The 18,200-nt window shown below is 58.5% G+C and carries 17 protein-coding genes and 1 pseudogene; 6 read left to right on the top strand and 12 right to left on the bottom strand.

What is annotated here, in order from left to right:
• The 3 genes from HYG82_RS35975 to HYG82_RS35965 all read right to left on the bottom strand — a co-directional run bounded on the left by HYG82_RS35975 (position 1) and on the right by HYG82_RS35965 (position 2,492).
• Positions 1 to 1,158 (bottom strand): signal peptidase I, encoded by a 1,158-nt coding sequence (locus HYG82_RS35975; protein ID WP_179262232.1) that lies wholly within the window; start codon positions 1,156 to 1,158, stop codon positions 1 to 3.
• Positions 1,159 to 1,368: 210 nt separating this feature from the next.
• A complete protein-coding gene (locus HYG82_RS35970) occupies positions 1,369 to 1,923 on the bottom strand; it encodes a hypothetical protein (protein WP_179262230.1) in 555 nt (184 codons plus the stop codon).
• Positions 1,920 to 2,492, bottom strand: a complete 573-nt coding sequence (locus tag HYG82_RS35965; protein ID WP_179262228.1) for a DUF7344 domain-containing protein — start codon at positions 2,490 to 2,492, stop codon at positions 1,920 to 1,922. The genes HYG82_RS35970 and HYG82_RS35965 overlap by 4 nt, the downstream gene beginning before the upstream one ends.
• A gap of 349 nt (positions 2,493 to 2,841) precedes the next feature.
• On the opposite strand from HYG82_RS35965, the gene HYG82_RS35960 reads away from it, so the two are divergent.
• The 5 genes from HYG82_RS35960 (at position 2,842) to HYG82_RS35940 (ending at position 9,464) form a co-directional block, all read left to right on the top strand.
• Positions 2,842 to 3,438: a DUF1102 domain-containing protein gene (locus HYG82_RS35960; RefSeq protein ID WP_179262226.1), complete on the top strand. Its 597-nt coding sequence runs from the start codon at positions 2,842 to 2,844 to the stop codon at positions 3,436 to 3,438.
• Between the two features lie 269 nt (positions 3,439 to 3,707).
• Complete coding sequence (locus HYG82_RS35955; protein ID WP_179262224.1) at positions 3,708 to 5,546, top strand: hypothetical protein; 1,839 nt, start codon at positions 3,708 to 3,710, stop codon at positions 5,544 to 5,546.
• Between the two features lie 177 nt (positions 5,547 to 5,723).
• Positions 5,724 to 6,002: a hypothetical protein gene (locus HYG82_RS35950; RefSeq protein WP_235217719.1), complete on the top strand. Its 279-nt coding sequence runs from the start codon at positions 5,724 to 5,726 to the stop codon at positions 6,000 to 6,002.
• 288 nt (positions 6,003 to 6,290) lie between these two features.
• Positions 6,291 to 6,980, top strand: a complete 690-nt coding sequence (locus HYG82_RS35945) for a DUF4013 domain-containing protein (RefSeq protein ID WP_179262222.1) — start codon at positions 6,291 to 6,293, stop codon at positions 6,978 to 6,980.
• A gap of 381 nt (positions 6,981 to 7,361) precedes the next feature.
• A complete protein-coding gene (locus HYG82_RS35940) occupies positions 7,362 to 9,464 on the top strand; it encodes a minichromosome maintenance protein MCM (protein ID WP_179262221.1) in 2,103 nt (700 codons plus the stop codon).
• A 35-nt stretch (positions 9,465 to 9,499) separates the two neighbouring features.
• Here HYG82_RS35940 and HYG82_RS35935 read toward each other — a convergent pair.
• The 5 genes and pseudogenes from HYG82_RS35935 to HYG82_RS35915 form a co-directional block, all read right to left on the bottom strand.
• Positions 9,500 to 10,410: pseudogene (locus tag HYG82_RS35935) on the bottom strand (transcription initiation factor IIB).
• Between the two features lie 101 nt (positions 10,411 to 10,511).
• Entirely contained in the window at positions 10,512 to 10,865 is a 354-nt protein-coding gene (locus tag HYG82_RS35930) for a hypothetical protein (protein ID WP_179262219.1), read from the bottom strand.
• A 90-nt stretch (positions 10,866 to 10,955) separates the two neighbouring features.
• Positions 10,956 to 12,215 carry a threonine synthase gene (thrC, locus tag HYG82_RS35925; RefSeq protein WP_179262217.1) on the bottom strand — a complete coding sequence of 420 codons (1,260 nt, stop codon included), beginning with the start codon at positions 12,213 to 12,215 and terminating at the stop codon, positions 10,956 to 10,958.
• A 57-nt stretch (positions 12,216 to 12,272) separates the two neighbouring features.
• Positions 12,273 to 12,656 (bottom strand): helix-turn-helix domain-containing protein, encoded by a 384-nt coding sequence (locus tag HYG82_RS35920; protein WP_179262215.1) that lies wholly within the window; start codon positions 12,654 to 12,656, stop codon positions 12,273 to 12,275.
• 63 nt (positions 12,657 to 12,719) lie between these two features.
• Entirely contained in the window at positions 12,720 to 12,968 is a 249-nt protein-coding gene (locus HYG82_RS35915; RefSeq protein WP_179262213.1) for a DUF8001 family protein, read from the bottom strand.
• A gap of 215 nt (positions 12,969 to 13,183) precedes the next feature.
• Here HYG82_RS35915 and HYG82_RS35910 point away from each other — a divergent pair, with 215 nt between their 5' ends.
• Positions 13,184 to 13,657 (top strand): histidine kinase, encoded by a 474-nt coding sequence (locus HYG82_RS35910; RefSeq protein ID WP_179262211.1) that lies wholly within the window; start codon positions 13,184 to 13,186, stop codon positions 13,655 to 13,657.
• A gap of 439 nt (positions 13,658 to 14,096) precedes the next feature.
• On the opposite strand, the gene argF is transcribed toward HYG82_RS35910, so the two are convergent.
• From argF to HYG82_RS35890, 4 genes are read right to left on the bottom strand one after another with little or no spacing between them, the layout of a single operon-like run.
• Positions 14,097 to 15,017, bottom strand: a complete 921-nt coding sequence (gene argF / locus HYG82_RS35905; protein ID WP_179262209.1) for an ornithine carbamoyltransferase — start codon at positions 15,015 to 15,017, stop codon at positions 14,097 to 14,099.
• Positions 15,018 to 15,072: 55 nt separating this feature from the next.
• On the bottom strand, positions 15,073 to 16,182 hold the full coding sequence (locus HYG82_RS35900; protein WP_179262207.1) for a [LysW]-lysine hydrolase: 1,110 nt from the start codon (positions 16,180 to 16,182) through the stop codon (positions 15,073 to 15,075).
• Entirely contained in the window at positions 16,179 to 17,333 is a 1,155-nt protein-coding gene (locus HYG82_RS35895; protein WP_179262205.1) for an aspartate aminotransferase family protein, read from the bottom strand. The genes HYG82_RS35900 and HYG82_RS35895 overlap by 4 nt, the downstream gene beginning before the upstream one ends.
• A complete protein-coding gene (locus tag HYG82_RS35890; protein WP_179262203.1) occupies positions 17,330 to 18,199 on the bottom strand; it encodes an acetylglutamate/acetylaminoadipate kinase in 870 nt (289 codons plus the stop codon). Before HYG82_RS35890 ends, HYG82_RS35895 begins: the two co-directional genes overlap by 4 nt.
• Between the last annotated feature and the right edge of the window lies 1 nt (position 18,200).

Raw genomic sequence — 18,200 nt, 5'->3', positions numbered from 1 at the left:
TCACCCGAATGACCTCTTAATGCGCTGGAAAAGCGATCGACGAGAGCGAGGACGAATCCGTCCGCGGCCGATAATTGCCAGTGTACCGGCAAAAACGAGACTGAACACTAACACATCGATCACGAGTATCGGGAGCCACGGATGCAGTCGATAGAGGGCGTGGATTACCGACTGGGGGAGGATTCGGATATATCGATACTCGGTAACATAACGATTGTAATACCCGGTCGATTCAGGGACGGAAAGTTCTACGACGACCGTCTCGCGGTCGCCGGGGCCGACGCGGAGTTGCTTGTCCGGAGTCTCGACACCCTTGCTCGCCGGGTCGACGTAGGCAACGATCGGGAGAACACCATCGTTGGGAACGGTGTACTCGATCGTATCCGACCCACCCGACTCGATGACGGTCGGACTTTGCGAGGGAGACTCGGCGCTGACGACGCCAAATTCGTGGGTACCACCGGCAAGAACCATCGTCATCGTCAACGATGTGATAAGTACTCCGGCGAGCGTGGCAGCGACTATCCACGTCGGGATCCCGCGAGGGAACAGGCCAGTTCGACGGTTTCTGGATCGTCGGGCCTTCGGACCGTTTCGGCGTTCCGTAACAGTGCTTCCGACGAAAAGCAGACAGCCAACTCCGAACAGGAGATATGCGAGTCCGTTCGATCCCTGTAGTGATCGGATTCCGAACGTCGTCGCAAGTGTTCGCTGTGTGTTTTGGACGCCGCCACGAATCAGACCGAGCGCGCTACCGAGATGTGGAATAACGATCGGATCATCGCCGATCTGAACCGCTTTGCCCACGATCTGGGCCTCTTTTACTGGCGGCTCATCGTTGGATTGATCGGTAAAGGGGTTCGCATCACCCTTCGTAACGTATCCTTCATCCGTCCGTTCGGCCACCCGATGGGTCGTGAGTCCGCCGTCGTTCTCGAGCGTCTTCGACTCGAAGACGATGATATCTCCCTCTTCAGGTGGTCCGGAGAGAGCAGCCGGAACGACGAGATAGCCGTCACCCTCCGAAATCGTCGGTTCCATGCTGTCGCTGATGACATACGAAAGGAGAACGGGCTGTCCGATGACGTGTCCGAGCGCAACGGCAACGATAGCGAGGACGACGAACAGGTACACTGCTGATTTGACGCGTCCCCACATATAATTTAAATTATATGTATTGTTTCTGATTGTCTCTCGATTCCGTTTCGGTTCCCCATCGCCCGGGCCGATCGGATCCTGATTTCCGGACGATGACGACACGGCTGTACCATTCCGATCGGTCGAGAAGGATACCGATCGCTCCGATCGATGGCCGGCTTACGCTTCCCGGCCTCCAGGACCGTAACTGCTCCGTCACCGTGCTCGAAATCATCGATGGAGTGGGAATGGGAATGGGAACTCCGGCGGTTCACCAGGCTCAGACGGTTCGTTCGAGTCAGTTGATGAGTCGTCTGATTCCGGCGGTTCCGGAACGTCACACGTTATTTCGACAGTCTCCGTCGTCGAGACCTCGGTATCCGAACCTGATGCCTCAATGTCGACCGAGACCAACTCGACCTCCTGGGTTCCGCTCTCACAGCGGACGGTCGCATTTATATCGGTGGACTTCCCCGGCTTGAGCCACCGAGTAGATGGGTACACCTCCTGAACGACCGAGTCCGCGACATCGGTACTCCAGATATCGACCGTCATGACCTCGTCGACAAAATTGTTCGTTATCGATCCAACAGAGACAGCGGTTTCGCCAGCAGACGTCACTCTCGCCTCGTCAGTCTCGAGTTCGAGATAGGCGTTCGAGTTGTCAGCGACGGCGATAGCGGCGCCCCTATCAGCGGAGGTGGTACTATACGATCCCGTCGGAAACGCAACGAACCCCGCGCTACCGGCCATCAGTCCCAGTCCGATCATTTTTCGTCGTTTCATAGCTCAGACTCCGGGAGCGTGTCGTGTGGGTCGTTTGGCAGTTTGTTCGACCGGTACGTGTGGACCGCCGCGGAGGCAGTAAACAAGAATCCGATGAGTGCCGCCCAGCCGAGGTCTGGAGCCGATTCGAACGGAGATTGCACAACCGCCATGAGACCGACCCACGTACAACTGACGATGCCCAGACCGAGATAGTACGTACTCCACGGAATGTCGCGTTTCGGAACGACCTCGAGATAGACATCGAGTTCTTGCATCCGATCGGTGACCTCGACCGTGCCACGGTTTCGGTCGAAGTCGACGACACCCGCCTTATCGAGCCTCGGAACATGACGCTGCTGTAGTGCCGTGTACGCGCGTTTGCGCTGTTGCGAGGACACCCGATCGGTGGACGTTTCGTTTTCCCACGCGGCGATCTGTTCCGCAAGGTCCCCGATATCCGCTCTCCCACCGCGCTGTTTGAGATAGCGGATGGTCCACCGACGTCGCCGGCTCTCGAGCAGGTGAAACAGCGTATCTTTCGTCAGTTCGTCCCCCTCGTTTTCACTCGTCTCTATTGCGGAAACCATACATTCAGTCATCAACGTTTGCGCGTGAGTGTGGTTTGAACGCGCCTGAAGCCCTGTGCCATTGTCGATCCCCCCACTATTCGTCCGTATGTACTATACTTTAACCTTTCTGATTAAGTAATTAAGAAGGGTAGTATTCGGTATTAATTTCAAAATCGCATGACTGAGCTACGCTCGAGCGCAAGCGACTCCGTTTCTAACTGGTGAATAATCGATCCCAGTTTCTAAAAGTGGCATTCACGGCTTCCGTGAGTCGGTTCACGGTGTTGAATACAATGGTGTAGTAGCTGAATGTATCAACCCAACCCCGCAGCGGACGGCGCTTGCGGGACAGAACACGAGATCAATCATGTACGTCCCACGAGGCAAACTCCTGGCACTGGTCGCGTTCATCCTCGCAGCGTCGATGGTCACTGCGACGGGCGCGTTCACGAGTGTCAAAGCGGATCGAACGGCAGAGGTCAAAGTCACAGGCGACGAGGATGCATTCCTCGGTCTCGAAGCAAACGAAGAAAAAGGCTACGCGAAAAACGAAGGCGGCACACTCGGGCTCTACCTGAGCGAGAATGCCGACATCAAAGGCAGCGGCCAGGGTGTCAACCCGGAGGCTGTCACCACGATAGACAACGTCTTCACGATCACTAATCAGGGCGCTCAGGAAGTATCCGTCCGGCTCGATTACCAATCAGCCGGCGACACCGTCACCTTCTACGACAGCGACTCCGGGAAGCCGATCAATGGAAACAGCATCAGCCCCGGTGAGGAAATCAACGTCGGCATCGAAGTCGACACCACCGGATACGAGTACAGCGGCAACGGGGCCGAGAGCCTCATCAAAGGTAACGACGGCGGCGAAGTGACGGTCATCGCCGAATCCGACGAAAAAGCCGCTGGCGGCCCAGACAGCGGCTCGAGCGGTAACGGTGGCTCAAGCAGCGGTGAATAACCACACGCGATGAGCCAGTTGCGTGGTCGTCGGACGGCGACAGGTCCCCGCAGGCGCGGCCCTCACAGCGGCACACAACGCAAGCGCCAGCGACGGCCACGCGACGCGCGCGTTCGACCGTATTTCATACATCCGTTCGGATTTCGGGACTTTCCGATACGAAACGGCTACCAGCCAGTCCGTCACCGATCGACGGGCCGAGTCGGGATCCAACCACAGACTGAGACGAGAATTCAGCCGCAGGCACACCTCACGCGACGAAGACACCAATGAACCGGACGAAACAACTCGGCATCGTGTTAATTACGGTCGCAGTCGTCAGCAGCGCTGTTTTCGGCCCAGGCGCATTCTCGAGTCTCACCGCAGACCGGGATGCCAACGTCGACGTCGTCGGCGACGCGAACGCGTTCATCGGCCTCGAGCCGTCAGACGGACCCAACGGCGAGTATGCCACAACGAAGAACGGTGAATTACAGCTCGCGTTGGACGAATCAGTCAAGAAAGGGGGCGGCGGCGGTATCAATCGCGGCGCAAAGACCGGTATTCGAGACGTGTTTACGATCACGAATCAGGGCGATCAGCCGATCGGAATCTGGCTGGACGAAGTCCACGAAGACGTCACGTTCACAGTGAAATCGGGCCACCCAATCGAACGCAAAGCGAACGCCATCTCTCTGAAGCCTGGACAAAGCGTCAGTGTAGGGCTCACGATCGACGTCAGCGAGTACGACGAGTCGAAGGTGATTGAATCGATAACGGTGAACGCAGATTCCGACGTGTCAGGAACGCCTGTTTCCGAACTGAATGGACGGGAAGGTGGAACGCCGGTAAACACGGGCTCAGGTGGCGACGGTGGCTCGGGTGGCAGCAGTGACTCGGGTGACAGCAGTGACTCGGGTGGCGACGACGAGAATTGTAAAGTGCTGAGTGTGGGGACATGGGGCACCTGTAAAGACAAGGGGGTAGCCTACGGGAAAGGTAAGGCAAAGGGTGCCGGAGAATTTGCTGGTGAGCAGATCAATGGTGGAAAAGAGTACGTCGGTGGGAAAATCAATGGCGGCACGGAATTTGCGGGAGACGTCGTTACTGGTGGAAAAAATGGAGTAGACAATTTCATGGATGATCCGGGAGGAACTATTGCAAAACACACGGTGTTCGATGAAGATCTCCCGACACCAGGGAGTATGCTGCGGGGGGATCTCAATGGAAACGGGAAAGCAATCTGGGAACATTCGCCTGAGGCTATTATTGGGAGAATGACGATGGCTGGACCGATCCCAGGCCCGCAAAATCTGTTTATGTCTGGAGGCGACTTCCAGTTCTATACGAATTCTATAAAAGGAGCAGCTTTGGGTTCATGGGGTAATCCGGGTTACAGTGCGTACGATCCTACTTGTGATCCGTATGATCCATCGTGCGTAGCACCGAATCAAGCAGCATCTGCATCGTATCAAGTCGGACATCTAGGGGGAAGTTTCATTCCATATTATGGGAGTGCCAGGGATCTATTAGATGCAGAAGCACACTATAGACATGGCAACCACGCTCAGGCGGGTATCTCGGCCCTCGGGGCGGTCCCAGTGCTTGGCGATAGCGCCCGAGCAACGAAGAAATTTGGCAAGATCAAGAAAGCACTGAAGGGAAGTTCGAAAGCAGACAATGCTGGAATAGTGGCAAAGAATCTCGGAAAGAGCCCAGCGAATGCCAAAACACTTGATCAGTATACCAATGGTAGAGCGACCAAACTAACTGGTAAGCACGGTTCAGACTGGAGAAATGTCCGTGATTGGGCCGCAAAGAGAGGAAACCTGAAAAAGATGGAGGGCCTGAAAAAGAGAGGGGTATCAGAAGCGGATATGAGATATCTGCTGGAAGAAGACATTCACGGTGAAGTAGCAATCCAATTGCTGGATAAGACAGCAACAAAACCTTCAAACTTGCAGCGGACGCTAAAAATCCTGGACAACCTCCCGGATACATACAATGTATTAGATAAAGGTAAAACCATTGAAAAATACAGAACTCTCGAAGAAGAGTGTGGAAGCCAGGAAGTTTCCGAAGACGTTGAGCAATTGTGCAAGGACTTGCCAGAGTCCCAGACTGGATAACGTAATATAGATCGTGAGAACGATGTGTCAAAATCCTACATCGGATAGAGAGGATAAACTGTACTCGCATGCTTGGCAAAAAAGCCAACCGTTATGGTTAGTATCGAGGCAGAATAATGCATCGTATGGAAGTAGATTGATTGGTTGAATATTGATTAGATAATAAAGGGACTCAATATGGGGAAAGAAATCCTAGAAAATGTGAAACGTGTTATGGAGAAGAATTCAATATTTATTGAAATGGCGATAATTGCAGTTTTGGTTGCTATCGCATTCACCCATTATATTCATCCGGCATTACAGCGTATTCACCCAATGTTTGACTATTCATATTCTGGTGTGTACGGTCTATACACTAACGAGACACAGATAGCTAGCGCGATCCTACTGTGCATCATATATTACCTGTACTTTGCCCACATAAGACCAGCATTATCTGAATATATTGATTTTTGAGACGGTTTTCTTTACTGACCAAGTCACTTGACCGTCTCATGTTTAACCCAGGTTGACGTGAGTTATTGAAATGGGTACCAGAGGCCGACGAACTTCCTGGCAAATATCTCTTCCCAGATCCTTGTGACGCCATTGCATATGCTATTTTGTTACTAGTGTACTCTTTCCATTTCAATGGAGTTCGTCCCTCGAGTTTCCCCTAGTGTCTATCCTCACATTCTTCGCAGCTGTTATATTTCACATCCTGCATTCAGTAAATTACTTACGGCTCGAGAGATAGTATAACGTATGATTAGGGAGGCAGTTTCCTATCCATTCAAGGGGGATGAATGGTACGTGGAAGGGTTGATTGGGGGAGGATTGCTGTTACTATATCCGATTTTCATAATTATCGACTTAACGATAGATCCGAGATCATATTCCATTATATATCTCACAACACCTGCGCTGACAATATTCGTGACAGGTTTTTACCTGCGTGTTGCGAGAGCTGCTGGGGCTGATATAGATAGCAGACCAAAATTCAACAACGGGAAGGAATTGTTTATCGATGGGGTCAAGACATTACTCATCGGTGTAATTTTCTTTCTTCCCAGCGTATCGATATGGCTCGGTGGCGCTTATTTTAGGATATATGTTATTTCTGGATTTGGTATTCTTTTGTTCCTGATTACATCGTACGTGGCACCTATCGCATTAACTAACTTTGCGATAGAAGATCAATTCTCTTCTGGATTTGATTTCAAAGCGATAAAAAATGCAGGGATTTCAAAGCGGTATGTTAAGGCATTCATCCCATACAGCATATTGGTGTACACGCTCGGGAGATTCTTCCCTTTAATCGATGTCCGTTTACTGATCGACCCCCAGCTCATGCTGGTCGTATTAGCCATAATTAATTTTTACATGTACTATATCGCGACATACCTCATTGCGAGCGGGTGTGGGCCGCAGCTTACCGCAGTGGCAGACAGTTGATGGTATCTGCGTTCTTCCCAGGATTGTCTAGATTATTTATATTTGTGAATGGTTTCATTCGTTTCTATATTTACTTTGCTGCTAGCTATCTCGTTGGAAGGGGATGTGGTCCGCAACTCGCATCAAAGCCTGAGGGAGTGGCCGAGGCGGAATGACGAGTATTCGAACGACGAGGTCCTGATTTGGTCGCCGTCTCAAATGCGCTTCGTGATGGAGCCATGATCTCGAGCACCCGGAACGAGCACCAACGGTCCGGTCTATTCGTGAACGTGGCAGTACCACGCAGCGCAGAAGGCAGTGATAAGCGAGGAAGACAGCACCCGATCAGTTTCACCGAGGGATACGACCATTTATACCGGATGCCGGTCCTAGAACGGTGCAATGGCGCAAGCGGGAAATTCCGAACTCGTCGACTCCTTCGAGCAGTTCTTCCGCAACTACTACGACAACGAGATCAAACAGCTTGCCCAGCAGTACCCGAACGAACAGCGCTCACTGCACGTCGACTGGCAGGACCTCTACCGATTCGATCCCGACCTTGCAGACGACTATATCGCACAGCCCGAACAACTGCAGCGCTACGGGGAAGAAGCACTGCGACTGTACGACCTGCCGATCGACGTGAGTCTCGGACAGGCCCACGTCCGAGTTCGAAACCTCCCCGAGACGGAATCGCCCGAGATCAGGGAGATTCGCGCGCGGGACATGAACTCCCTCGTTCAGGTCCGTGGAATCGTCCGGAAAGCCACCGATGTCCGCCCCAAAATCGAGGAAGCTGCCTTCGAATGCCAGCTCTGTGGCACCCTCACTCGAGTTCCCCAGTCGAGCGGCGACTTCCAGGAACCCCACGAATGTCAGGGCTGTGAACGGCAGGGACCATTCCGCGTCAACTTCGATCAATCGGAGTTCGTCGACTCGCAGAAGCTTCGCATTCAGGAAAGTCCCGAAGGGCTCCGGGGTGGTGAAACGCCACAGTCGCTCGACATCCACGTCGAAGACGATATCACGGGCGAAGTAACCCCCGGTGATCACGTCTCCGCGACCGGCGTCCTCCGGCTCGAGCAACAGGGCGACCAGCAGGAGAAATCTCCCGTCTTCGACTTCTACATGGAGGGCATGTCCGTCGATATCGACGAAGAGCAGTTCGAGGACATGGACATCACCGAGGAGGACAAGAAGGCAATCTACGAGATTTCGAATCGAGACGACATCTACGAGCACATGATCGCCTCGATCGCGCCCTCCATCTACGGCTACGAGCAGGAGAAACTCGCGATGATCCTGCAGTTATTCTCGGGCGTCACGAAGCAGTTGCCCGACGGCTCGAGAATCCGGGGGGACCTGCACATGTTGCTGATCGGTGACCCGGGAACTGGTAAATCGCAGATGCTGAGCTACATTCAGAACATCGCACCTCGAGCCGTCTACACCTCTGGGAAAGGGTCGTCCTCGGCCGGACTTACTGCGGCTGCCGTTCGCGACGACTTCGGAGACGGCCAGCAGTGGACCCTCGAGGCTGGTGCGCTCGTCCTCGCCGATCAAGGGATCGCCGCCATCGACGAACTCGATAAAATGCGCGCGGAAGACCGGAGCGCCATGCATGAGGCGTTGGAGCAACAGAAGATATCGGTTTCCAAAGCGGGTATCAACGCCACGCTCAAGTCCCGATGTTCGCTGCTTGGCGCAGCTAACCCCAAGTACGGCCGATTCGACCAGTACGAGCCAATCAGCGAGCAGATCGACCTCGAACCAGCACTGATTTCACGGTTCGACCTGATATTCACCGTCACCGACACGCCGGACGAAGAGAAAGATCGGAATCTCGCAGAACACATCATCACGACGAACTACGCCGGCGAGTTGACCACTCAGCGCGAACAACTGTCCTCGCTCGAGGTGACCACCGAGGAAATCGACGAGATGACGGCGCAAGTCGATCCGGAAATCGACGCCGAACTCCTGCGCAAGTACATCGCCTACGCCAAACAAAACTGCCACCCGCGGATGACCGAGGAGGCCCGCGAGGCCATCCGTGAGTTCTACGTCGATCTGCGCTCGAAGGGAACCGACGAAGATGCCGCCGTACCCGTCACGGCACGAAAGCTCGAGGCGCTGGTTCGCCTCTCGGAGGCGAGTGCTCGCGTTCGGCTGTCGGACACGGTCGAACAGTCGGACGCCGAGCAGGTCATCGAAATCGTTCGCTCGTGTCTCCAGGACGTCGGGGTCGATCCCGAGACCGGCGAGTTCGACGCGGACATCGTCGAAGCCGGCACCTCGAAGTCCCAGCGCGACCGAATCAAGAACCTCAAACAGCTCATTAGCGATATCGAAGAGGAGTACGACGACGGTGCGCCGGTCGACATCGTTTTAGAGCGTGCCGAGGAAGTCGGTATGGACCACTCCAAGGCCGAACACGAGATAGACAAGCTCAAACAGAAGGGCGAGGTCTACGAGCCAAGTACGGACACTCTTCGAACGACGTAGTGGCAAGGAATCACCCCCGTTAGCGGACGTCGTACTCACCGATCGTCGCCGAGGTCGTCGATTGCAGCGACCGTCGAACGGATAGTCACCGGTGCGACGTCGGCGACATCTGCCGCCGCGGCTTGGGTGACCGAGGGCCATTCGTCGCGTTCACCGGCAGCCCCTGTACAGGCAAGCCGCGGCAACGCCGCTCGGGTTACGGCCGCCGATTTTTCTCGCTTCGAGCAGTGCATCGATATGTTCGCGTGCTCGACGCTCGACGGCCGTCCCGAGGTCGAGTTTCGAGGCGTAGCGGGGAAGGTACTGAGCGGGATCGATCGGCCCCGTTGGAAGACCAAGTTCCCGGTTCAGGGCAGTGTACGCAGCCGAGAGTTCGTCGCTGTCGGCGCGCGACAGCCGCAATCTCGTCGGTCGTCCGGGCGATCGAACGCGTCCTGCAGGTCGCATAGATCGCGGCAGCAGCGAATCCTTCGAGTGACCGTCCGTGGAACAGTCCTTCGGACTGTGCAGATTCAAAGAGGGTGCAGGCCTGCTCTCGTGCTGAGTCTGGGAGCGAAAGCAAGGCGGTCATCCGTCTGATTTCCGTGAACCCGTAGACCTGGTTGCGCTCCGCTTTCGACGCGATCCGGGCACGGTTGTGTTCTCGGCGCAAACGTGCGATCTGTCGTCGCTTGCGCCCGGTTACTCGTGAGCTATACCCCGAATATGAACCGGAACCGTACCCAATTTCCGTCGAGAGCCCGTGATCGTGTCTTGAACGGGTCAGCGGTGCGCCGGTTCGTCGACGGTCGGTCTCTTCGTCGTCGAACGAACGCCACTCCGGACCACGATCGATCGCGTCTTCGGCGACAACGAGTCCGCATTCTTCACAGACAACTTCAGTACCCCTTCTCCGTAATCTGCCGTTGCATTCGGGGCAGACCGCAGACGAATCGGTCTCTGCCATTAGTTATTGTGACTCCCTATGACCGATAGCTCCCCCTTCGTATTTAAATTGTTGGAAAACCTGAACGAAGAGGAGAAAAACTGCAAGCGAGGCGGAGGAGCCTATCGGGCGAAGATCTGGGCCAGGAGAGAGCGCGAGCGAGACGGTGACTCGGAGCGGTGTCGGTCACTCACATCGTTGCGATCTGCGAGAAGGCGTTCGTACTGCTGAATTACGGCCTGCCGACGGTTCTCGCTCGTCTCGAGTGCGCGTTCGAGGACGGCGATTCGAATTCGGAGTCGGGTTTGTTCGATCCGGTACGAAAGCGGCGGTTCAGGGGGGCTCGGGCCGACAGCGGACTGGTGGTTCGGACTGACACAGTGGTGGATCGGTTCGTCGGTCGAATCCGACTGACGGGTTCGAATCCGTTCGTCAGCGGGGGTGGTGAAGTCGGGGCTTCGTTGCTCGGCGGACATGGGCCACGTACGGCTTCCACGCTGCTTCGGAAAAAGGTCAGTCAGTCGGGCGTCAGACGCGTCCGACGTCAGTCGTGCAGTCGGCCGATGTTACGCTCGAAGGTGCGCGAGGATACCTTCGGTGTCGGCCGGAACGGGTTCCGGTTCTCGACCGGCGGCGGCCGCAGCGTCGGGATCTTTGAGCAAGTGTCCCGTGGTGAGACAGGCAACGCGTTCGTCGTCGGCGACGATGCCTTCGTCGCGAAGTTTTCGCAGACCGGCGACGGAGGCAGCGGAGGCGGGTTCGACGCCGATCCCTTCGCCCGCGAGGTCGCGCTGAGCATCGGTGATTTGCTCGTCGGAGACCGCGACCGCAGTGCCCCCGGTCTCGCGGATTCCGGGCAGGGCCTTCGGCGCGTTGACAGGGTTGCCGATCCGAATCGCGGTCGCACGCGTCTCCACGTTGTCCCAGCGGCGGACCTCATCGGCACCGTTTTCGATCGCTTCGACCATCGGCGCAGCGCCCGCGGCCTGGACCCCGGTCAGTTTCGGGACGTCGCTCTCGGCGAGCGCGCCGGCCTGGACGAGTTCGCGGAAGGCTTTGTACAGCGCAGACGTGTTCCCAGCGTTCCCGACGGGGAGCACGATACGGTCGGGAACGGCGTCGTAATCTGCGAGGAAACCTTCGAGAATCTCGAGGCCGATCGTCTTCTGGCCTTCGAGGCGGAACGGATTCAGCGAATTCAGCAGGTAGGCCTCCCCCTTTCCGGCGAGTTCCTGAACGATGTCGAGACAGGCGTCGAAATTGCCGTCGACCTCGAGGATGCGCGCGCCGTGGAGGCTCGCCTGAGCGATTTTGCCCGCCGCGACCTTCCCGGCGGGGAGGAGAACGAGCGTTTCCATCCCGCCGCGGGAGCCGTAGGCGGCCAGGGCGGCACTGGTGTTACCCGTCGAGGCACAGGCCAATCGATCGACACCGAGCTCTCTTGCGACCCTGACGCCGACGGTCATTCCGCGGTCCTTGAACGACCCCGTCGGATTCATTCCCTCGTGTTTGATCCGCAAGGCCTCGACACCGATCGATTCCTTCAGTCGCGGGACTTCGTACAGCGGCGTCGCCCCCTCTTGAATCGAGACGCCCGCCTCGAACGGGAGGGCGTCCGCGTAGCGCCAGACGCCCTCGCCTTCGAAGTCGTCGAACGTCGGTACGTCGGCGTATCGGACCTCGAGAAGACCGTTGCAGTCGTCACACGTGTACCGAACGTCCGCGAAAGGTGCGAACGTCTCGCCGCACTCGATGCATTCGAGCCAGACGCCCTCGTCGGCGTCGGCGGGCACTGTCGGCCGATCAGCGGAGAGGCTGAGACTCATTGTCGGTCGAGAAGGTGGCGAGGGGGAAAAAGTGAGTGGATTCGGGTGTGGTGTCGCTTACCTGGTTTGGCCGTCGAACTCGTCGATTACGTCGTGAACCGTGGCCGTCCAGGTGTCCAAGGCATCGTGCAGCAGGGCTTTCGCCTCCGGAAGCGCAATTGCGGTGTACTGGTAGACGTAGCCGCCACCGTCCAGCAGACGTCGGTCCCGCCGAGCGAGCCCCCGGTCGCGTAACGTCGATAGTGAGCGATTGACCGTACTTCGGTCGCGCTCCATCGTCGCGGCCAGTTCGTCGATCGTGCTCCCGGGTTGATCGCATAACACGAGATACGTCCACGTTTCGTGGTTTTCGATGCCGAACACGCAGCTCATCACTTCCTCGAACGGCGGATTCGATTCCTCCATCAGTTCCCCGAGACGGTGCTGCGGAGGTTCGGACATACCGGGTAATACGCGCGACGGGATGAAAACGATGCCGTTGGTATCTGTCCCGCTGGGACGATATTATTCGTCGTGGGCCTCCGATCCGTATCCCATTTTCCGGATGCAAGCCCGCATCGCTCGCTCGCTCTCGTGACGATGGAGTCGCGTCGGCGTATCGCAGTAATACACCGAGCCGTCGTATCGAAGCGTTACCTCGTAATCCGTCTCCACTGCGGTGGTCGTAATAACGACTCGTCGTCCGTCCTGAATCGCCTCTATGATCGCGTCTGTTTCGAGTTCGCCTGCTGAAATACGGAGGGGCTCCGCCATCGGGTGAAACTGCGTGTTCGGATCTAAAGAAGGTTCGCGTCGGCCGTTCCACCCCGTTGTACCCACCCCTATCGACAGTCCAGTACCCATCAAACATATACGAAGTATGCCACGAAAACCATAGAGTCGCGTCGAATCGTCCGACCGGAGACGGATGTGAACGAGTGACACCAGACCGAGATACCGCTACACTGGATCAGGTCGTACCTCGCACCATGGCATCGGAAACGTCAATACGAAGAAGCGAACGAACCGGAACTGCACTCGAGCCCTGGCAAGCAGGGACCGTCGGCGGCATCGCCGGTGCCATCGTGTTCGGCGCGATGATGGCGATGCAAATGCCGGGCGTCCTCGACGGGGCGATTCCGGCGATGTACGGTCTCGAGGGCGGCACCGTCGGCATGGCCATCCACGTGGCACACGGAGCCGTCATCGGCGTCGGTTTCGCAGCGGTGCTCGTGGCTGCCAATCGGACCAATCCCAGCCTCGCGACCGGTGGAATACTCGGCATAACGTACGGTCTCGTCATCTGGGCAATCCTCGCGGCTATCGTTATGCCGATATGGCTTTCGGCGGTCGGCTTCGAAATGGCGCCCGCCGTGCCGAACATCGCCGTCGAAAGCATCGTCGGCCACGCAGCCTACGGACTCGTCCTCGGCGTGACGTACGCACTGCTCGAGCGAACCTGAACCGAATCCGCAGAGGGAGGTGTCCTCCTGCTGGTCGGTCGCCGATACCCCCTCACCCGTCGTTACAGCACGTACACCACGACCAGAGCCACCGGTCCAAGGACCATGAGTAACGTGGCGAGTAGCAATCTGAGTGACATGGCTCGACTTTAACCAGATCATCCACTGATATAAATACCACAGTTTGTTCAAAAACATTGGTTATAATAGGATTTGACTAAAGGAGAAAATGTCAAATATCTATTCTATTTTTCGAATCGACAGCTGGTCGACGCGTTCTGAGTGGTAGTCGACTCGCCCATTTACCCTCTCGTGTACTAATTGACATCCTCGCCGCCCTATAGGGCGGGGCGTTCTCCTCGCACTTCCCTACTGTCAGCACACACTTCGAAGAGAAACCAGACCGAAACCGTTCGCTCGCGCGATCGGGGTCAACCGACTACTCGAGCAACCAGCTCAACAGCGCCTTCTGTGCGTGCAGTCGATTTTCCGCCTGATCGAAGATGATCGAGCGATCGCCCTCGATGACGGCATCGGTGATTTCCTCGCCGCGATGGGCCGGAAGACAGTGCATAACCGATGCATCGGGGGCGTGTTCGAGCAAGTCTGAACAGACCTGGAACCCTTCGAAGTCGTCCATTCGGACGTCACGTTCGTCCTCTTGGCCCATACTGATCCAGACGTCGGTGTAAATGATATCGGCGTCGGTCACCGCGTCGACGGGGTCAGTCGAGATCGTCGGATCGCCGCCGAGGGCGCGGGCGCGCTCGAGGACTTCGTCGTCGATATCGTACCCATCGGGCGTCGCCACCGTCAGATCGATGTCGGTCAGTGCACAGCCGAGCGCAAACGACTGGGCGACGTTGTTACCGTCGCCGACCCAGGCCGCCGAGACGCCGTCGAACCCGTCCTCGTGTTCGCGGATCGTCAGTAGATCCGCGAGCGTCTGGCACGGGTGGGCGTCGTCGGTGAGACCGTTAACCACCGGGACCGACGAGTACTCCGCGAGCACCTCGATGTTTTCGTGTTTGAACACCCGGGCCATCACCGCGTCGACGTACCGTGAAAGCGTCCGTGAGGTGTCTTTCAGTGGCTCTCCCCGGCCCAGCTGGATGTCGTCTTCGCCGAGAAACACGGCGTGACCGCCTAGCTGGGTCATTCCCGTCTCGAACGAGACGCGGGTCCGCGTACTCGGCTTCTGAAAGATCATTCCGAGCGTCCGATCCTCGAGGGCGGCGTGGTCGTCACCCGCCCGCTGGGCGCGTTTGTATTCGCTCGCCCGGTCGAGAATCGTCAGTAGTTCGTCGCGCGAGACGTCGTCGATATCGAGAAAGTGTGTCGGATTGGAATCGGTCATCATAGAGGATCACCGCCTGTCCGCGTTCGGACGTCTACTAGTGGGAACATCGTCGTCATCAGTCGTCTCCTCCGCGGAGCGTCGTCGCGACCCGCTCTAAGACCGCAACTGATTGGTCGAACTCCGGCAGCGAGAGCCGTTCGTCGGGTGCGTGGTCCAACGCCGAGTTACCGGGTCCGTAGGTGACCATCGGACAACTCCAGGCGTCGGCGTAGAGGTTCATATCGCTGGTCCCGGTCTTCCGGAGGAGACGCGGATCGCTGCCTTCCGCACGGATGGCGGCACGGAACGCCCGCGCGACCTCCGTCCGCGGGCTCTCCATCACCGGCGGAATTGGCTCGTCCCATGAGACAGTGCCGATCTCGAGTTTGGCTTCGGCTGTCTCGCGAACCGACTCGACGTCCAGTGACGGGGGGACCCGCAACTGCGCCTCGAGGGTTGCCTCGACGGAGAGTCCGTCGTCGCTGATCCCGCCGTCGATGTCGACGGGTTTAGCGGTCACCCGCTCGAAGACGGGCGTGTACTCGTCCTGTTCGAACGCGTCCTCGACGCCCGTCCACCAGTTGGTCGCGTGCTGAATCGCGTTGGGTCCCGGTCTGGACGTGTGACCGGATTCGCTGGTCGCAACGTAGGTTCCGGCCAGAAAGCCTCGATAGCCGAGCGTGATGCCCGTCGAACCGCTCGGTTCGCCGTTGATCACGGCGTCCGGTTCGGTCTCGCGATCCGCGACGAGGTGGCGGGCACCCAGCGAACTCGTCTCTTCCTGGACGACGCCGACGAAGGAAACGCCGGTTCGAATGGCTGCGACGGCCATCGCCACCAGCGGGCCGGTCGCGTCGACGCTTCCTCGTCCCCAGAGGACGTCGTCACCGACCGCGGCGACGTCTGCGTTTTCGTCTTCTTCGTCCGCGGTCGTGACTTGGACCGGAATCTCCCCGGGGACGGTGTCGACGTGGGACGTCAATAGAACGGCATCGTCCGCCGGTGCGCGTACGTTGCCGACCTCGTCGATCCGGGCCTCGCGGCCGTAGCTGTCGAAAAATTGGACCAGGTGCTCGGCGGCCGCGTCCTCTTCACCCGAGGGTGAGGGAATCGAAACGAGGTCGGTCAAGAGGTCGCGGGCTGCCTCGAGCGAGACGTCAGCGGTGTCTTCCATGGATGCGCTCATGATTCGGACTCGGTTTCGGGTGCGAGGATCTCGGTCAGCGCGTCCACGAGCCGGTCCGCCTCCGACTCGCCGATCACGAGCGGCGGAAGTAATCGCAGCACGGTCCGGCCCGCCGGCAGCGCCAGGATCTGGTGTTCGAGCGCCAGATCGCGGGCGACGCGGTTCGCGCCGCGTTTCAACTCGACGCCGACGAGCAGCCCGTCGCCGCGAACCTCGCGGACCTCGTCGCCCAGCGCCGCGTCCAGTTCGGAGACGAGGTAGTCGCCGATTTCAGCGGCGTGAGCGGGCCACTCCTCTTCGACCAGCGTCGAGACGGTCGCGTGGACCGCCGCGGCGACGACGGGGCCGCCGCTGAACGTCGCGTTGTGCGAGGCCGCGCCGTCAGCGATCCAGTCCCGTACCGCGACCGCGCCGACGGGCAGGCCGTTGCCCAGGCCCTTCGCCGTCGTCAGCACGTCCGGCGTGACGCCCGCGTTCTGGCAGGCCCACATCCGGCCGGTGCGGCCCATCCCGGTCTGGACCTCGTCGAAGACGAGCGCCGCGCCGGCCTCGTCGGTCAGTTCACGGGCGGTCTCGAGGTATCCTGCGGGTGGGACGTTGATACCGCCTTCACCCTGGATCGGTTCGAGGATTACCGCCGCGGTTTCGTCGTCCACGGCGGCAGCGAGTTCCTCGGCGTCGCCGTAGGGGACGAACTCCACGTCGCCGGCCAGGGGTTCGTACGGTTTCTTGTACTTGTCCTTCCAGGTCGCCGCGAGCGATCCCATCGTCCGCCCGTGGAACGAGCGGGTCGCGGCGACGATCTTCGACTCGCCGGTCGCCGACCGGGCGAATTTTAGCGCGGCCTCGTTTGCCTCGGTCCCGGAATTGCAAAACCAGGCTCCCTCGAGCCCGTCGGGTGCGGCCGCGACGAGCGAGGCGTAGGCGTCCTCGCGCGCCTGGACGGGATAGGAGGAGTCGACGAACGTCAACTCGCCGACCTGCTCCTGAACCGCGTCGACGACCGCAGGGTGGCAGTGGCCCAGTGGCGTGCAGGCATAACTTGCCCCGGCGTCTAGGTACTCCGTTCCGTCGGTGCCGTAGAGGAACGGCCCATCGCCGGTCTCGATGCCGATGGGTTTGCCGCCGGAGACGAAATCCAGGTCACTCATTGTGCAGTCTCCCCCGTTTCGGTGTCTGCTTCGTCCGCGAGCACGCTTGGCTCGAGGGTCGTTCCGTCGCCCGAGAGCGCGCTCGTGATCGGTTCGTCGGCGTTCGCAGTCGCGACCGTCACCGACGCTGCACCGCCTTCGAGGGCCTCTTCCGCTGCCATGACCTTCTTGGTCATGAATCCCGCCGCGGCGTCTTTGACCGCGTCGAACGCCGCGGGCGTGGCGGCCGAGTCGATTCTCGTCGACTCGTCGTCGGGGTCCTCGTAGATCCCCGATACGTCCGTGAGGACGACCAGATCCGCCTCGAGTGCGCCGGCGATCGCGGCCGCTGCGCGGTCGGCGTCGGCGTTGACCGCGGTGTAGCCACCTTCCTTCTCGCGGCCGAGTACCGGAACGGAGACGACGGGCGTGTAACCGTTCGACAGCAGCGTCTCGAGCAGATCAGCGTTGACTGACTCGATCGTTCCCGAGTGGTCGCCGCGCTTGATCTTCTTCTTGCCGTCTTCTTTGACGCGGACGGCGGACTTCCGCTTCCCCTCCAGAAGCTTGCCGTCCGTGCCCGAGAGGCCGACCGCGTCGACGCCCTCGTTGTGCAGGCTCTCCACCAGATCGGTGTTGAGCTTGCCCGGCATCACCATCTTGAAGACGTCCATCGTGCGCTCGTCGGTGAACCGACCGACCACGCCGCCGGGAGTCTCGACGTAGACCGGTTCCTCGCCGAGTTCCTCGAGCGTCTCGTCGACCGCCGTAGAACCACCGTGGGTGAGGACGACATCCTCGTCGTCCTCGACCAGTGAGGCGACGTCGGCGAGTGCGCCTTCGGGATCGACGGCGCGAGCGCCACCGATCTTGACCACTGTCGTCATT

Source organism: Natrinema halophilum (assembly GCF_013402815.2).
GTDB classification, from domain to species: Archaea; Halobacteriota; Halobacteria; order Halobacteriales; family Natrialbaceae; genus Natrinema; species Natrinema halophilum.
This window is presented reverse-complemented; position numbering and strand designations above follow the sequence as displayed.

What these genes read in the sequence shown, in the direction of transcription:
- HYG82_RS35975 (WP_179262232.1), bottom strand. Translation starts at nt 1,158, where the DNA reads ATGTGGGGACGCGTCAAATCAGCAGTGTACCTGTTCGTCGTCCTCGCT.
- HYG82_RS35970 (WP_179262230.1), bottom strand. Translation starts at nt 1,923, where the DNA reads ATGAAACGACGAAAAATGATCGGACTGGGACTGATGGCCGGTAGCGCG.
- HYG82_RS35965 (WP_179262228.1), bottom strand. Translation starts at nt 2,492, where the DNA reads ATGGTTTCCGCAATAGAGACGAGTGAAAACGAGGGGGACGAACTGACG.
- HYG82_RS35960 (WP_179262226.1), top strand. Translation starts at nt 2,842, where the DNA reads ATGTACGTCCCACGAGGCAAACTCCTGGCACTGGTCGCGTTCATCCTC.
- HYG82_RS35955 (WP_179262224.1), top strand. Translation starts at nt 3,708, where the DNA reads ATGAACCGGACGAAACAACTCGGCATCGTGTTAATTACGGTCGCAGTC.
- HYG82_RS35950 (WP_235217719.1), top strand. Translation starts at nt 5,724, where the DNA reads ATGGGGAAAGAAATCCTAGAAAATGTGAAACGTGTTATGGAGAAGAAT.
- HYG82_RS35945 (WP_179262222.1), top strand. Translation starts at nt 6,291, where the DNA reads ATGATTAGGGAGGCAGTTTCCTATCCATTCAAGGGGGATGAATGGTAC.
- HYG82_RS35940 (WP_179262221.1), top strand. Translation starts at nt 7,362, where the DNA reads ATGGCGCAAGCGGGAAATTCCGAACTCGTCGACTCCTTCGAGCAGTTC.
- HYG82_RS35930 (WP_179262219.1), bottom strand. Translation starts at nt 10,865, where the DNA reads ATGTCCGCCGAGCAACGAAGCCCCGACTTCACCACCCCCGCTGACGAA.
- thrC (WP_179262217.1), bottom strand. Translation starts at nt 12,215, where the DNA reads ATGAGTCTCAGCCTCTCCGCTGATCGGCCGACAGTGCCCGCCGACGCC.
- HYG82_RS35920 (WP_179262215.1), bottom strand. Translation starts at nt 12,656, where the DNA reads ATGTCCGAACCTCCGCAGCACCGTCTCGGGGAACTGATGGAGGAATCG.
- HYG82_RS35915 (WP_179262213.1), bottom strand. Translation starts at nt 12,968, where the DNA reads ATGGCGGAGCCCCTCCGTATTTCAGCAGGCGAACTCGAAACAGACGCG.
- HYG82_RS35910 (WP_179262211.1), top strand. Translation starts at nt 13,184, where the DNA reads ATGGCATCGGAAACGTCAATACGAAGAAGCGAACGAACCGGAACTGCA.
- argF (WP_179262209.1), bottom strand. Translation starts at nt 15,017, where the DNA reads ATGATGACCGATTCCAATCCGACACACTTTCTCGATATCGACGACGTC.
- HYG82_RS35900 (WP_179262207.1), bottom strand. Translation starts at nt 16,182, where the DNA reads ATGAGCGCATCCATGGAAGACACCGCTGACGTCTCGCTCGAGGCAGCC.
- HYG82_RS35895 (WP_179262205.1), bottom strand. Translation starts at nt 17,333, where the DNA reads ATGAGTGACCTGGATTTCGTCTCCGGCGGCAAACCCATCGGCATCGAG.
- HYG82_RS35890 (WP_179262203.1), bottom strand. Translation starts at nt 18,199, where the DNA reads ATGACGACAGTGGTCAAGATCGGTGGCGCTCGCGCCGTCGATCCCGAA.